At 55.2% G+C, this 14,625-nt stretch carries 15 protein-coding genes; 5 read left to right on the forward strand and 10 right to left on the reverse strand.

Features of this window, described 5'->3' with window-relative positions; translation table 11 throughout:
• Positions 1 to 96: 96 nt before the first annotated feature.
• The 4 genes from SERS4_RS0111600 to SERS4_RS0111615 all read right to left on the reverse strand — a co-directional run bounded on the left by SERS4_RS0111600 (position 97) and on the right by SERS4_RS0111615 (position 4,629).
• The gene (locus SERS4_RS0111600) at positions 97 to 1,488 is read right to left on the reverse strand and encodes an L-cystine transporter (protein ID WP_012144859.1); all 1,392 of its coding nucleotides are present in this window, start codon (positions 1,486 to 1,488) and stop codon (positions 97 to 99) included.
• A gap of 184 nt (positions 1,489 to 1,672) precedes the next feature.
• A complete protein-coding gene (locus SERS4_RS0111605; RefSeq protein ID WP_012144860.1) occupies positions 1,673 to 2,221 on the reverse strand; it encodes a metal-dependent hydrolase in 549 nt (182 codons plus the stop codon).
• Positions 2,222 to 2,617: 396 nt separating this feature from the next.
• Entirely contained in the window at positions 2,618 to 3,283 is a 666-nt protein-coding gene (hxpB, locus tag SERS4_RS0111610) for a hexitol phosphatase HxpB (protein ID WP_017892616.1), read from the reverse strand.
• Positions 3,284 to 3,348: 65 nt separating this feature from the next.
• Positions 3,349 to 4,629, reverse strand: coding sequence for an HdeD family acid-resistance protein (locus tag SERS4_RS0111615; RefSeq protein ID WP_017892617.1), 1,281 nt, complete (start codon positions 4,627 to 4,629; stop codon positions 3,349 to 3,351).
• Positions 4,630 to 4,824: 195 nt separating this feature from the next.
• On the opposite strand from SERS4_RS0111615, the gene SERS4_RS0111620 reads away from it, so the two are divergent.
• Positions 4,825 to 5,385: a YniB family protein gene (locus SERS4_RS0111620; protein WP_017892618.1), complete on the forward strand. Its 561-nt coding sequence runs from the start codon at positions 4,825 to 4,827 to the stop codon at positions 5,383 to 5,385.
• Positions 5,386 to 5,434: 49 nt separating this feature from the next.
• Here the strand turns inward: SERS4_RS0111620 and SERS4_RS0111625 are convergent, their stop codons facing one another.
• Entirely contained in the window at positions 5,435 to 6,295 is an 861-nt protein-coding gene (locus tag SERS4_RS0111625) for a fructosamine kinase family protein (RefSeq protein WP_017892619.1), read from the reverse strand.
• A gap of 264 nt (positions 6,296 to 6,559) precedes the next feature.
• On the opposite strand from SERS4_RS0111625, the gene SERS4_RS0111630 reads away from it, so the two are divergent.
• The gene (locus SERS4_RS0111630) at positions 6,560 to 7,009 is read left to right on the forward strand and encodes a GNAT family N-acetyltransferase (RefSeq protein ID WP_012144865.1); all 450 of its coding nucleotides are present in this window, start codon (positions 6,560 to 6,562) and stop codon (positions 7,007 to 7,009) included.
• A gap of 37 nt (positions 7,010 to 7,046) precedes the next feature.
• Here SERS4_RS0111630 and SERS4_RS0111635 read toward each other — a convergent pair whose 3' ends face one another.
• The 5 genes from SERS4_RS0111635 to ghoS form a co-directional block, all read right to left on the reverse strand.
• Positions 7,047 to 7,907: a metal ABC transporter permease gene (locus SERS4_RS0111635; RefSeq protein WP_012144866.1), complete on the reverse strand. Its 861-nt coding sequence runs from the start codon at positions 7,905 to 7,907 to the stop codon at positions 7,047 to 7,049.
• Positions 7,907 to 8,767, reverse strand: coding sequence for an iron/manganese ABC transporter permease subunit YfeC (yfeC, locus tag SERS4_RS0111640; RefSeq protein ID WP_012144867.1), 861 nt, complete (start codon positions 8,765 to 8,767; stop codon positions 7,907 to 7,909). Before yfeC ends, SERS4_RS0111635 begins: the two co-directional genes overlap by 1 nt.
• Complete coding sequence (locus SERS4_RS0111645; protein WP_017892620.1) at positions 8,767 to 9,657, reverse strand: manganese/iron ABC transporter ATP-binding protein; 891 nt, start codon at positions 9,655 to 9,657, stop codon at positions 8,767 to 8,769. The genes yfeC and SERS4_RS0111645 overlap by 1 nt, the downstream gene beginning before the upstream one ends.
• Positions 9,654 to 10,598 (reverse strand): metal ABC transporter substrate-binding protein, encoded by a 945-nt coding sequence (locus SERS4_RS0111650; protein ID WP_017892621.1) that lies wholly within the window; start codon positions 10,596 to 10,598, stop codon positions 9,654 to 9,656. Before SERS4_RS0111650 ends, SERS4_RS0111645 begins: the two co-directional genes overlap by 4 nt.
• 131 nt (positions 10,599 to 10,729) lie before the next feature.
• Positions 10,730 to 11,029, reverse strand: a complete 300-nt coding sequence (gene ghoS, locus SERS4_RS0111655; RefSeq protein ID WP_012144870.1) for a type V toxin-antitoxin system endoribonuclease antitoxin GhoS — start codon at positions 11,027 to 11,029, stop codon at positions 10,730 to 10,732.
• A 109-nt stretch (positions 11,030 to 11,138) separates the two neighbouring features.
• On the opposite strand from ghoS, the gene SERS4_RS0111660 reads away from it, so the two are divergent.
• From SERS4_RS0111660 to SERS4_RS0111670, 3 genes are all read left to right on the forward strand, one after another.
• Positions 11,139 to 11,804 (forward strand): transglycosylase SLT domain-containing protein, encoded by a 666-nt coding sequence (locus SERS4_RS0111660; protein WP_017892622.1) that lies wholly within the window; start codon positions 11,139 to 11,141, stop codon positions 11,802 to 11,804.
• Between the two features lie 309 nt (positions 11,805 to 12,113).
• Positions 12,114 to 12,839 (forward strand): gluconate 2-dehydrogenase subunit 3 family protein, encoded by a 726-nt coding sequence (locus SERS4_RS0111665; protein WP_017892623.1) that lies wholly within the window; start codon positions 12,114 to 12,116, stop codon positions 12,837 to 12,839.
• A 2-nt stretch (positions 12,840 to 12,841) separates the two neighbouring features.
• Positions 12,842 to 14,623, forward strand: a complete 1,782-nt coding sequence (locus SERS4_RS0111670; RefSeq protein WP_026142344.1) for a GMC family oxidoreductase — start codon at positions 12,842 to 12,844, stop codon at positions 14,621 to 14,623.
• Positions 14,624 to 14,625: the final 2 nt, after the last annotated feature.

Here is a 14,625-nt window from a genome sequence, read left to right on the forward strand (position 1 = left end):
TATGGGCAGCGCTTTTTTTATTTTAGATTTAGCGGTTTTTCAGACGTAAAAAAACCGGGGCCTGCTTCAGCCCCGGTTTTTTAATGCCGACGAAATTTACTGGTGAGCCAGTTCCACTTCGTCTTCGCTGTCCATAATGGACTTGTCGGTTTGCTTCATCAACTGACTGGTGATGGTACCGGCAGCCATAGAGCCGTTGACGTTCAGTGCGGTACGGCCCATGTCGATCAGCGGTTCAACCGAGATCAGCAGCGCAACCAGCGTAACTGGCAGGCCCATCGCCGGTAGCACGATCAGCGCGGCGAAAGTCGCACCGCCACCGACACCGGCAACGCCGGCAGAGCTGATGGTGACGATACCGACCAGGGTGGCGATCCACACCGGGTCCAGCGGATTAATACCGACGGTTGGGGCTACCATTACCGCCAACATGGCCGGGTAGAGACCGGCACAGCCGTTCTGGCCGATAGTGGCACCGAACGAGGCCGAGAAGCTGGCGATGGATTCAGGTACGCCCAAACGGCGGGTCTGCGCTTCCACGTTCAGTGGAATGCTGGCGGCGCTGGAGCGACTGGTAAAGGCGAAGGTGATCACCGGCCATACTTTGCGGAAGAACTTCAACGGATTAACGCCGGTGAAGGCCAGCAGGGCGGCGTGCACGGCAAACATGATCGCCAGACCCAGATAGGAGGCGACGACGAAGCTACCCAGTTTGATGATGTCGTGGACGTTAGAGCCGGCGACCACTTTGGTCATCAGTGCCAGTACGCCGTACGGAGTCAGTTTCATCACCAGACGCACCAGCTTCATTACCCAGGCCTGCAGGGTATCGATCGCCACCAGCACGCGTTCGCCTTTAGGCTTGTCGTCTTTCAGCAACTGCAGCGACGCCACGCCGAGGAAGGTCGCGAAGATCACCACGCTGATGATTGAGGTTGGGCTGGCCCCGGTCAGATCGGCAAACGGGTTTTTAGGAATAAAGGACAGCACCATCTGCGGTACGGTCAGGTCGGCCAGTTTACCGACGTAGTTGCTTTGGATCGCTGACAGACGCGCGCTTTCTTGCGCCCCTTGCACCAGACCCTCGGCGGTCAGACCAAACAGGTTGGTCACCAGCACGCCCACCAGCGCCGAAATCAGCGTGGTGAACAGCAGGGTGCCAATTGTCAGGAAGCTGATTTTCCCCAGAGAAGAGGCGTTGTGCAGCTTGGCGACCGCGCTCAGAATTGAGGCGAACACCAGCGGCATCACAATCATTTGCAGCAGTTGCACATAGCCGTTGCCGACAATGTTGAACCAACTGATGGATTCTTTCAGTACCGGGTTGTCCGAGCCGTACACCAGTTGCAGCGCCAGACCGAACACCACGCCCATGACCAGGCCGACCAGTACTTTTTTCGCCAGGCTCCATTGCTTATGACGGCTTTGCGCCAACAGCAAAAGGAGGGCGACAAAAATCACCACGTTAATAACCAGCGGAAGATTCATCCCCAATGTCTCCAATAATTTTTTATTATATAAAAATGGCTATGCACCAAGGCGTAGCGATACTAAATATCGTAACAGTTTGCGTAACGGCTCACTTATATCCAAATGGAATTTTATATAACTTTATTGGTGATTTTGTTTAATTAATAATCTTTACGGATATTAAATGGCCATTTTTTTGTGATCACAGTCTGATATTTTTTATTTGTTCAAAATAGGACTGCACAGGAATGGTGCAACCGCCTTGCCAGTAGATAGCAAAAGCCACCAGACACAGGCACAGGGCGCGCTCGAGTTGGTTGCCTTTCTGAGAATTTAGCAGCGGCAGGCGAAAACGCCAGCGACAGGGCCAAAGCAAGGGTACGCCTGCGGGGGTGAGCATATCTGCCAACAGGTGGCTGAAGTAACCGATAATCATCGCGTGCAGGACATCCGGCGGGATCGGCCAACTGCGTGGCACGTCAAGCTGGAACAGTGCCATGCCACCGGCGATCGCCAGCAGGCTATGGGTAAAACCGCGATGGCCGAAGGCGCGTGAAATAGGAATGGCGATCCAGCGCAGGCGCTGGCCTAACACCGATTTGGGGTGATCGATATCAGGCAGCAACGAAGTCAGCAGAGCGGCGGGGATAATATGCCACCAGTCGCCGGTAGCAAGCGATGGTGTCACCTCAGCCTTCTTGGCGAAAATCGCGCAAGCGACAGAGAAAATAAGATGTCCTTCCGCGGTCATACTGCAGTTCCGGCTGATAAACTGTTAATTTATCCAGTATATGGGAAAATTAACAGTAGTGGAAGCAGTTACCCTGTAACCAATTGTTTATTTTATACGGTTTTACAACGGCTTGTTATCGTAAGCGGTTAATCGTTGTGCGTTTTGAGAGGGCCTGTTGAAAAAATGGGGGAAAGCACCGGGTGACAGGGTGAGGTTGCGTGGCAGTGACAGCCTGTGCCGATCGCCCGGCGCTTTCTTATTGCCCTAGCATAGAGAGAGCGGCAGGCTAACTCAATATAAATGAAATAACGTTTTATTTATTTTATGACGCAGTGCGTTATTTTGAAATCAAGCGCTGATGGGGGCTTAAAGGGGATGAGTAACGGCACCGGGAGCAGACCGATGCCGTGAAGATTAGGCCAGGTGCTCAGGTGTCAGCTGTTCCAGCGTTTCGAGCTTATGGTCGGCCAATGCCCAGCGCGCATCGTTGCGATACTCGTGCGCCGGGATAACGATCGAACGCATTCTGGCGGCCTTGGTGGCAATCATGCCGTTGAATGAATCTTCTAAAGTGATACAGCGCAGTGGATCACTGCCGAGGCGTTCGGCGGCAATCAGATACACTTCGGGGTGCGGCTTGCTGTAAGGCAGATATTCGGCGGAAACCAATTGGTCAAAGTAGCCTTCAAGGCCAAACATCTGCAGAACCTGTTGCTGCATGTGCAGCGGCGAAGCTGAGGCCAGGCCGATATTCAGATCCAGACTGCGGCACAGCTCCAGCGCCTGCTGCACGCCCGGCAACAGCGGCTGTTTTTCACGTACCAGTTCTATGGCGCGTTCGATGATCCGCGCGGAGACTTCTTCCTGCGAAACCCCTTGCCACGGCATGGCCTGGTACCACATTTTCACCACCAGATCGATGCGCAGACCCAGGGTATCCGGTAGCTTGTGGCGGTCAGACAAATCCAGCCCCAGTGCGCCAAAGATATCCAGTTCCGCCTGTAGCCACAGGGGTTCTGAATCGATCAATAAACCATCCATATCAAAAATAGCGGTTTCAATGCGTTGCGAATAGGCCATTAGCGGTTAACTCCTTGCCGGCGCCGGTGAATGTGGCCAACACTTTATCATCGCTGACGGCGAGACTAAAACTTTTGCCTGCCGGGCTGAGCCCGGCCAAAGCGCAGGATACGCCACATTTCCCGCAGTTTTAACCACCAACGCTGATGTTGGCGCTCGGTAACCTGCTGTAGCATGCGCGCATAGTCCAGCACCAATCCTGGCGTCCAGGTCATGCTTTCGCCACGGCTGCGCAGCACCGCCAGCATCCACAGGTTGGGATCGAGCACCAGCAACAGAAAACGGCGCCACAAATGTTTATCGCCCAGAACGCCCTCCAGCGCGCTGTCGAGTGCCCGAATCACCGTGGTGGAACAGTTGCGACGGGTCAGGTTGTAGGTGGTGTCCTGCTGATAGTGCTGCCAGAAAGTGCGCAGCGCCGTCGGGTTATAGCGGTGAAACTGGATTTTTTTGTCCGGTGGGCACCAGGCCGCCACCTCTTGTGGCAGGCCCGGCAGAAAACGGCCGTCGACGTTGTTTTGCTCGCCGGAATGCAGCAACTGGCGAAAATCCTGTGCGGAGTGGCTGATATCGTTAAGCGGATAGTGGCTAATATACAGATCCGGCTCGAGCGCCAGAGCGGCATGACCGGTGGAAATATTACCGCCGCCGTCTACCGCAGCGATGTAGCGGTCGACGATATAACGTCGGCGCGCGTCCTTTGCCGAACCTATTGGCGTCCAGACGTACACGTTGAGCGGGGTGATATCATGCGTCCATTGTGATTCGGGCTGACCCTGATTCTGATTCAGCGAAAAGCTTTCCAGTCGCCGAGCAATACGCAGCAGCGCCCAACCGGAAAGCAGGATCATTACGCCAAGGCAAAAGGGTACCGTCATCCGGTGCGGCACCGGCCAGCCGACGAAAATCATCAGCGACAGCAGAATTTCGCCGCTGCCGGCCAGCGCTACCGGTTTCCATCGGCTGTGCTGGATCACCGTGGAGGAGGCGATACGTACCGCACCGTCAAGCAGCAGTGCGCTGCCAAACACCAGCGTGGCGACGATGTTATCGTCTGCGGGCACGTCCAGTATCAAAAAGGCCATAAACAAGAAGCTCAGCCCTTTCAGCAGCACCGGTCGGCTGGCGGCAGAGCCAATCACCAACGCGGCGGATATCGCCACCAGCCCCTCCAGCGCCAGTATTACCGCCAAGGCATCTAACGCCAGCACCGAACGACCATCTTGCAACACATCAAACAGCATCAGTACGCCCACGCAGATCCACAACCAGCCGAACAGCATCAGCAGACGGCGCTGGCCGTGCAGCGCCTGTGCGCCCAGCAATAAGATAATCAGCCGAATCATGGCGGCTCCTGTTTAAACGGATTGATTTAACTATATAACTATTTAATGGTAACGCGCGGTCATCGTTAAGCTGTTGATTTCGGATAATCCCGGCTACGCTTGTAGCACAGTAACGGTGAAGAAAACGGTGGGCGAGTTTCAGTAACTACAGGTAGACTTAGCCAATTACGGTTACGTCGCTTACAAGGGGAACACATGACGTATCAACAGGCTGGGCGCATCGCCATTATCAAACGTATTCTTGGCTGGGTGGTTTTTATCCCTGCGTTACTGTCGACGCTGATCTCAATGTTGATGTTTGTTTATCAGCACAGCGAAAAGACTAAAGGCATCAATGCGGTAATGCTGGATTTTGTCCACGTGATGGTCGATATGGTGCGCTTCAATACGCCGTTCCTGAATATCTTCTGGTATAACTCGCCGGTTCCTGACGTAGAAAAAAGCCTGTTCAGCGGCGCTAATTTCATGTTTATCGTGATTTATATTCTGATTTTCGTCGGGCTGGCTCTACAGGCTTCAGGTGCGCGCATGTCGCGTCAGGTGAAGTTTATTCGCGAAGGCCTGGAAGACCAGATGATCCTCGAACAGGCCAAGGGCAGCGAGGGGCACACCCGCGCGCAGTTGGAAGAACGTATCACGTTGCCGCACCACACCATTTTGCTGCAATACTTCCCGCTGTACATTTTGCCGGTGGTGATTGCGGTAGTCGCCTGGTTTGTGATCAAACTGCTGGGCCAACTGGCCGGCGCGGCTTAAGGTGAGATGAGGTTGAGGCGCTGGGTTCAGCGCCTCGATTTTATTGCGGTTAGGAATGCAGCAGGGCTTCTACCGCGCGCTGGGCCTTGACCAGATGCTGGCCACCAAACAGATTGCTGCGGTTGAGTAGGTAATACAGCTGATACAGCGGCTGACGTTCGATAAATCCATTCTCCAAAGGCCAGACGCTCTGGTAGCCGTCATAAATCTGCGGCGGCAACTCCGGATACAGTGGCAGCATCGCCAAATCACACTCTCTGTCTCCCCAATAGCAGGCCGGATCAAACAGCAAGGGGCCGTTGGCGGTTAAAGCGCAGTTGGCCGGCCATAAATCGCCATGCAGCAGTGAAGGCTGCGGCTGATGGTGCTGCAGGCGCAGATACACCGCGTCAACAATCTCATCAATATCCCCGAAGGTCATGCCTTTCTCTGCCGCCATCTGCAACTGCCAGCCAATGCGCTGCTCGGCAAAAAATTCAGACCAGCGGCGCTGCCAGGCGTTGGGTTGCGGAGTGGTGGACAAATCGTTGTCGAAGTCGAGGCCGAACTGCGGCTGTTCGCTCCATTGGTGCAGATGAGCCAGTTGTTGGCCAAGACAGTAGGCGCCGTGGGCATCAAAGGGTTTCAGGGGTTGGTATTCCAGCAGCAGGAAGCTGTAGTCGCGATCGCTGCCGACGCCGTACACCTGCGGCACCCGCACCGTTTTACTGCGGGCAAGTAACTCCAACTGGTCGGCCTCGGCGGTAAAGATCGGCAACAGTTCCCGGGCATCGCATTTGACAAACACCTGGTGCTCGCCGTAATTCACACGCCATGCCGGGTGAATATCGCCCCCGGGCAGTTCGGTTCTTTCGCGGATTTCTGCGCTGCCAAGATGTTCACTTAACAGACGGCTAACGGCTTGCCACATGGTACACCCCCTCTGTGTTGCCTGCGAATTCATTAGGTTAGCGTCTTTAGCCTGAAGAAAACACGACCTGGCGCACAGCTGGCACCAACAATTGGCGATTTTCTCGCCACCCGCGTTTGCTCAAAGTATATACGCTATTGATTAATTTAAGTACGGCGCATGTTGCAACTTGCCGGCGGGAGGGCGATGTTTATCAGGCCAGCTGCGGCTGAGACAAGGGGGGTTTTTATTGATGTCTTTTACTATCAATGAGATGAGAAATTAATGGAGCAAAACCAGCAGTGGCAACGCGGTGAATACCGAATCAACAGTGATAAAAGTGAATTAAATATCGTCTTTACCCACGCTTTTTTGACCACCTCGACCTGGGCGAGTGGCATTTCGCTGGCGACGGTGCAGTTGTCCATCGACAACAGCCTGTGTTTTGGTTTGTATCATCAGCAACAACAGATTGGCTTTGCCCGTCTGGTTACGGATTACGCCACTTTTGGCTACCTGTGTGATGTGTTTGTCTCGCCGGATTACCAGGGGCAAGGGCTGGCGCGTTGGCTGATGGATTGCACGTTGGAACACCCTGTGCTGCAACGGCTGCGGCGGATAATGTTGGTGACCGGCACTGCGCCGTGGCTGTATCAGAAAGTGGGTTATGAAGCGGTGAATCGTGAGGATTTTGTCTGGCACATTGTCCGGCCGGATATCTACCAGCAGCAGTAACATCAGGCGGCGGTGCTCTTGGGCACCGCCGCCTGTTTCAGGACTTGGCGTTGAGCAAATCGTTATCGTGACGTTGTAACGGCCTGAACTTGCTGTAGAGCAGGGCGACCACAAACAGAATCGCCTGAACGATCACAATGCAGGGGCCGGTAGCGCCGTCGATGTGGAAGCTGATCAAGGTGCCGAGCACGCAGGAGAACACCGAAACCACCGTGGCGACCATCAACATGCGATCGAAGCTGCGGCACAGCATAAAGGCAATAATCCCTGGAGCTATCAGCATCGCAATCACCAGAATCACCCCCACCGCCTGCAGCGAAGCGACAATGGTCAGCGCCAGCAGGCACAGTAACCCGTAGTGCAACAGCTTCACCGGCAGGCCAATCACCCTGGCATGGTTGGGATCGAAACAGTAGAGCATCAGATCTTTGCGCTTTAGCAGCACCACCAACAGGGTAATACCGGCCATCAACAGCGTCTGTTTCAGTTCGGCATCGGTAATGCCCAGCATATTGCCGAACAGAATGTGGCTCAGATGCTGATCGGTATCGACGCGCGAAAACAACACCAGCCCGAAGGCGAACATGCCAGAGAACACGATGCCCATCACCGTATCCTCTTTCACCCGGCTGTTTTCTTTCAGGTATCCGGTGGCGACCGCGCAGAAAATACCGGAGAAAAACGCGCCGATCACCACCGGAATACCAAGCACGAACGCCAGCACGATGCCGGGCAGCACCGCATGCGAAATGGCATCGCCCATCAGCGACCAGCCCTTGAGCACCAGATAACAGGACAGTACCGCACAGACTACGCCAGTGACGATAGCGGCCAGGATCGCCCGTTGCATAAACGGATAGGCGAACGGTTCGCTGAGCAGTTGATACAGAGTTTCCATCAGTGGCCTCCGGTCTGTTCACGCGCTACGCGGCGTTTGGATGCCAGCAGGCCGTGTTTCGGAGCGAAGAAAAAGGCGGCCAGGAACACCAGCGTCTGCAGGGTCACGATCACCCCACCGGTCGCGCCGTCGAGGAAGAAGCTCAGGTAGGCCCCGAAGCTGCTGGTCAATGCGCCGATCACGATGGCAATGATCACCAACCGACTGAAACGGTCGGTCAGCAGATAGGCGGTTGCCCCCGGCGTGATGACCATGGCGATCACCAAAATCGCACCGACGGTTTGTAATGCCGCCACGGTGCAGGCGCTGAGCAGGGTGAAAAACAGGATCTTCAGCCGCAGCGGCGACAGGCCGATCGACACCGCGTGGTTTTCGTCAAAGAACACCGCCAGCAGATCTTTCCACACCAGGCACAGGATCAGCAGCGATACGCCGATGATAATCTCGACCTGCAACACGTCTTCGTCGGCGATGCCGAGAATATTGCCGAAGATAATCGACTGCACGTTAACCGAGGTTGGGTTGAGCGAAACGATCAGCAGGCCGACGGCGAAGAAGGTGGAAAAGATAAAGCCGATAATCGCGTCTTCACGCAGGCGAGTGACGTGGCGCACCAGCGTCATCGCCAGCGCGGCCAGCATGCCGGTAAAGAAGGCACCCGCGGCGTAGGGCAGGCCCAGCGCATAGGCACCCGCGACCCCAGGCACCACCGAGTGCGACAACGCGTCGCCCATCAGCGACCAGCCTTTCAGCATCAGGTAAGCCGACAGGAACGCACAGGCGGCGCCGACGATGGCGCTGACCCAGATGGCCTTGACCATGTAGTTGTAACTGAAGGGTTGCAGCAGAAGTTCCAGCATCAGGGTTGTTTCTCCTTTGGCTGGCTTTGCGCAGGTGGGTCACTCTTGGTATGGCCGTAGAACACCGCCGGGCGCTCGTCATCGGTCAACACCGTCAGGGTGCGCGGATCGTTGTCGTCGTGCAGATCCGGGCCGGACAGGTTGATATGGCGCAGTACGCCGCCGAAGGCCTGTTCCAGGTTGCTCTGGGTAAAGGTGGTTTCGGTCGGCCCCGCGGCCAGCACCGTGCGGTTAATCAGGATCACCCGATCGCAAAACTCCGGTACGCTGCCCAGGTTATGGGTGGAAACCAGGATCAGGTGGCCTTCATCGCGCAACGCACGCAACAGGTCGATAATGGCATTCTCGGTTTTGACGTCGACGCCGGTAAAGGGCTCGTCCAGCAGCAGCACCGTGCCTTGCTGAGCCAGCGCCCGCGCCAGAAAGACGCGTTTTTTCTGCCCGCCGGAAAGCTCACCAATCTGGCGAGAGCGCAGTTCGCTCAGGCCAACGCGCTCCAGCGCCTTATCGACCCGCAACCGGTCTTCCTTGGAAGGAATACGCAGGAAGTTCATCTTGCCGTAGCGGCCCATCATCACCACATCTTCCACCAACACCGGGAAATTCCAGTCAACCTCTTCGGTTTGCGGGACATAGGCAATCACGTTTTTCTTCAGCGCCTGCGCGACCGGCTGTTCGTTGAGCTGTACGCGGCCGCTGGTGGGCCTGACCAGCCCCATAATGCTTTTGAACAGGGTTGACTTACCGCTGCCGTTGACGCCAACCAGCGCGCAGATGGCACCGCCACTAAGGGTGAAACTGGCGTTGTGGATCGCGGTATGGCCGTTGTTGTAAGTGACGGTAACGTCGTCCACGCTCAATTCAGGGCGGACAAAAACCTCGGTGGTCATTGATCAAATCCTTTGGCAATGGTTTGTACGGTGACATTGAGCAGGTCGATATAAGTCGGCACCGGGCCACCCTGAGCAGACAGTGAATCGACATAGAGTACGCCGCCGTATTTTGCACCGGTCTCTTTGGCGACCTGTTTGGCAGGTTTGTCGGAAATGGTGCTTTCGCTGAATACCACCGGGATGTGGTTGGCGCGCACGGCGTCGATCACCCGGCGAACCTGCTGCGGCGAGCCTTGCTCATCGGCGTTGATTGGCCACAGATACACTTCTTTCAACTGATAGTCTTTTGCCAGATAGCTGAAGGCACCTTCACTGGTCACCAACCAACGCTGGGCTGCCGGGATGCGTGCCAGACGTTCGCGCAGCGGTGCGTCCAACGCGGCAATTTTGGCGGCATAGGCCTTGGCATTGCGGTTATAGGTCTCGGTATTGGCCGGGTCGTGTTGCACCAGCGCCTTACGAATATTCTCGATATACACCAGCGCGTTGCTGGCGGACATCCAGGCGTGAGGATTCGCGTTACCGTTATAAGGCCCTTCGCGGATCGGCAGTGGGGTGATGCCTTCGGTGACGACCGCAGCCGGCACCTGTTTGATGTTCTCGAAGAAGCGCTGGAACCAGCGTTCCAGATTCATGCCGTTCCACAGGATCAGGTCGGCATGCTGCGCCTTGACGATATCGCGCGGCGTCGGCTGGTAATCATGGATTTCTGCGCCCGGTTTGGTGATCGACTCTACCACGGCGGCGTCACCGGCCACGTTCTGGGCGATATCCTGAATAATGGTAAAGGTGGTTACCACGCGCAGTTTTTTTTCTGCCAATGCGGCCTGGCTGGCGAGGCCGGCAGTCAGTAACAGGCACAGCAGGGCGACAGGGCGGAAAAAGCCGCAGGGCTTAATAATGGATAGGCGGGGAAAAGCGCTTTGTTTCATAAACATGGTGACATCTCCTGGCTCAAATGAAAATGATTATCAATATCAACTAGAGCAAAGTCAAGCGTCACCTGCCGGCCGACTGCCGGTTATTTACTCAATGGAAAAAATAATACCACCCGGTGAGTTATAGCATTTTATGTATCAGTATGTAACCGCTTAGCGTAATCGTCGTAGGTGACAATATCGACCTCCGGAGTCTTACCCAACGCGACCTGCCCAAGCTTCTGTGCCAGTAGCTGGACATCCTGTTGATCCAGTGGGGTTATCAGCGCAAAACTGTTGCTGCCCAGTTCGTGCGGAACGCCATTTTCGTCTGCCACCGACGTGACAAATCCCTGAAGGGTTAATTGTCCTGTCAGCTTGGCCAAATCAGCTAATCCTTCTTCCTGATAGCGAAAAGTCACCACAAAACACGTTGTTGCAGATTGACTCATAAATCACCTCTTGGTATACGAGTAGCTTGAGATTAGACCAAAAAAAGCGTACAGGCGTCCTTACAAGTTGTATATGCTACGCAACTCATTGAAAGGAGTGAGGGATTCTGTGAAAACAAAAATAGGTTGCCTGACGGCAATTTTGCTTTTGTCGGGTTGTGCCAAAGACCCGCAAACAGCAACCAATATTTCAGGCAGTGGCACATCGCGTGGCGGTTGGTTAAAGACCCCCCCGCAGGCTCCGGTTAACCGTACAGGGACACCGATAGCCTATAACGATTACATTCGTCAGGCCGCTAACAGCTATGGCGTTGACGAAACGCTGATTAAAGCGATTATTCAGGTGGAATCCGGGTTTAACCCGAATGCAGTCAGCACCTCAAACGCAGTGGGATTAATGCAGCTGAAACCTTCAACCGCCGGGCGTGACGCCTATCGTCTGAAAGGAAGAAGCGGGCAGCCAAGCTCGCGTGAGTTGAAGGATCCGGCGGTTAATATTGATCTGGGAACGGCCTATATCAATATTCTTCAAAGCCAGCAGCTAGCCGGGATCAACGATCCACAGACGTTACGTTACGCCACCATTGTTTCTTATGTGAATGGAGCGGGCGCCATGCTACGGACCTTCTCATCGGACAAGCGCGTAGCGGTGAATCGTATCAATCAGATGAGCCCGGATGAGTTCTATCAGCATATCCAGAAAAAGCATCCGGCCCCGCAGGCGCCGCGCTATTTATGGAAGGTGACCACCGCCTACCAGGCAATGTCACCCTAGTTCAGATTTCTTTGCTAAACCGGCCTCTTAATGGGGCCGGTTTTTTTATTGGCGCGAGGTGAAATCGCGATGCACTTCTCATTTTTCGTTATTTCCCATCCTGTTACCTAAAAAACCGCACGAATAGTTAATTTTACATTAACCCGCAAATCTTTACGTTCATTCAATAAGTTACCGGTAACATCGTGGCATTTGGTCACATTGTGGGCTTCAATAAATATACAAATAAGTAACAATTTATGTTTAAAACCCGCATCGACCGCAAGGTTGAGGTTAAATAGTTGTGATTATCTTTGGATGGAATGTGATATGTCGGACGATAAAACTAACAATTCACGGCGCGATTTCCTGTTGAAATCGATGACTTTAATCCCCGCAGCGGTGATTGGCGGCAGTGGCGTTAGCGCGCTGACAGCCTCAATACCGGCGGTCGCGGCAACAGACACCCCAAAACCAAGCGACTACCAGCCTACCTTCTTTACCCCGGAAGAGTGGGCCTTCGTCAAAGCGGCTGTGGCACGCCTGATCCCGGCCGACGATCGTGGCCCAGGCGCGCTGGAAGCCGGCGTGCCGGAGTTTATCGATCGGCAGATGAATACTCCGTACGCGACCGGGTCCATCTGGTATATGCAGGGGCCGTTTAACCCGGATGTCCCGAAGGAAATGGGTTACCAACTGCCGCTGGTACCGAAACAGATCTACAACCTGGGTATCGCCGATGCCGATGCCTACTGCAAGAAAACCGCCGGTAAACCTTTTGCCGAGCTGGACGCCGCACAGCAGGACGCGCTGTTGCAGAAATTTGAGTCCGGCGAAGCGGAATTCGCGCAGTTGCCTGCCAAGCTGTTCTTCTCCTACCTGCTGCAAAACACCCGCGAAGGTTTCTTCAGCGACCCGATCCATGGCGGTAATAAAGACATGGTCGGCTGGAAGCTGATTAATTTTCCGGGCGCACGCGCCGACTTTATGGACTGGGTTGAGCGAGGGGAACGTTATCCCTTACCCCCGGTATCAATTCGCGGGGAGAGGGGGTAACAATGGCAACGGTAATGAAAAAAGTAGACGCGGTGATCGTCGGCTTCGGCTGGGTGGGCGCCATTATGGCCAAAGAACTGACCGAGGCCGGGCTCAACGTGGTGGCGCTGGAGCGCGGCCCGATGCGCGATACCTATCCAGACGGTTCTTACCCGCAGGTGATCGACGAACTGACCTATAACATTCGCCGCAAGCTGTTCCAGGATTTGTCAAAAAGCACCGTGACCATTCGTCATAATACCAGCCAGACGGCGGTGCCTTACCGTCAGTTGGCGGCGTTCTTGCCGGGTACCGGCGTGGGTGGCGCAGGCCTGCACTGGTCTGGCGTGCATTTCCGGGTCGATCCGATTGAATTGCGCATGCGCAGTCACTACGAAGAACGTTACGGCAAGAGTTTTATCCCGAAAGACATGACCATTCAGGATTTCGGCGTCAGCTACGCCGAGTTGGAGCCGTTCTTCGACAAAGCGGAGAAAGTGTTCGGCACTTCCGGCACCGCCTGGACCATCAAAGGCCAGAAAGTGGGCCAAAAGGGCGGTAACCCGTTTGCCGGTGACCGTTCCGATGACTTCCCGTTGCCGGCGCAGAAGAATACTTTCTCTGCGCAAATGTTCGAGAAAGCCGCGCGAGACGTGGGCTACCATCCTTATAACCTGCCTTCCGCCAACACTTCAGACTCCTATACCAACCCGTATGGCGCGCAGATGGGGCCGTGCAACTTCTGCGGTTTCTGTAGCGGTTACGCCTGCTATATGTATTCCAAAGCCTCGCCGAACGTCAATATTCTGCCGGCATTGCGCATGGAGAAACGCTTCGAGCTGCGCACCAACGCCAACGTGTTGAAGGTGAACCTGACCGCCGACAAGTCTCGTGCGACCGGTGTGAATTACATTGATGCACAGGGCCGTGAAGTTGAACAGCCGGCCGAACTGGTGATCCTGGGCGCGTTCCAGTTCCACAACGTCCACCTGATGCTGCTGTCCGGCATCGGTAAACCTTACGATCCGGTGACCGGCGAAGGGGTGGTAGGGCGTAACTTCGCCTATCAGAACATGACCACCATCAAGGCGTTCTTCGACAAGGACGTGTTCACTAACCCGTTCATCGGCGCCGGTGGTAACGGTGTGGGTGTGGACGACTTCAACGCCGACAACTTTGACCATGCCGAGGCAGGCTTTGTTGGCGGTTCGCCGTTCTGGGTCAACCAGGCGGGCACCAAACCGATCTCCGGCTTGCCAACCCCTCCGGGCACCCCGACCTGGGGCAGTAAGTGGAAAGCGGCGGTGGCCGATGCCTATACCCATCATGTCTCGATGGATGCCCACGGCGCGCACCAGTCTTATCGCAGTAACTATCTGGATCTCGATCCTACCTACAAGAACGTGTTCGGCCAGCCGCTGCTGCGCATGACGTTCGACTGGCAGGAAAACGACGTCAAGATGTCGCAATTTATGTACGAGAAAATGGCGCCGATCGCCAAGGCCATGAACCCGAAACTGATCTCCGGCAGCCCAAAAAATGCCGACAGCCATTTCGATACCACCAGCTACCAAACCACCCATATGAACGGCGGTGCGGTGATGGGCGAAGATCCGAACACCAGTGCGGTGAACCGCTATTTGCAGAGCTGGGACGTGCATAACGTGTTCTCGATCGGCGCGTCGGCCTTCCCGCAGGGGCTGGGTTACAACCCGACCGGCACCGTGGCCGCGTTGGCTTACTGGTCTGCACGCGCTATTCGCGAGCAGTATCTGAAAAACCCAGGCCCTTTGGTGCAGGCATAAGG

Origin of the sequence: Serratia sp. S4, from assembly GCF_000347995.1 — a bacterium.
In the GTDB taxonomy this organism is placed as follows: Bacteria; Pseudomonadota; Gammaproteobacteria; order Enterobacterales; family Enterobacteriaceae; genus Serratia; species Serratia quinivorans.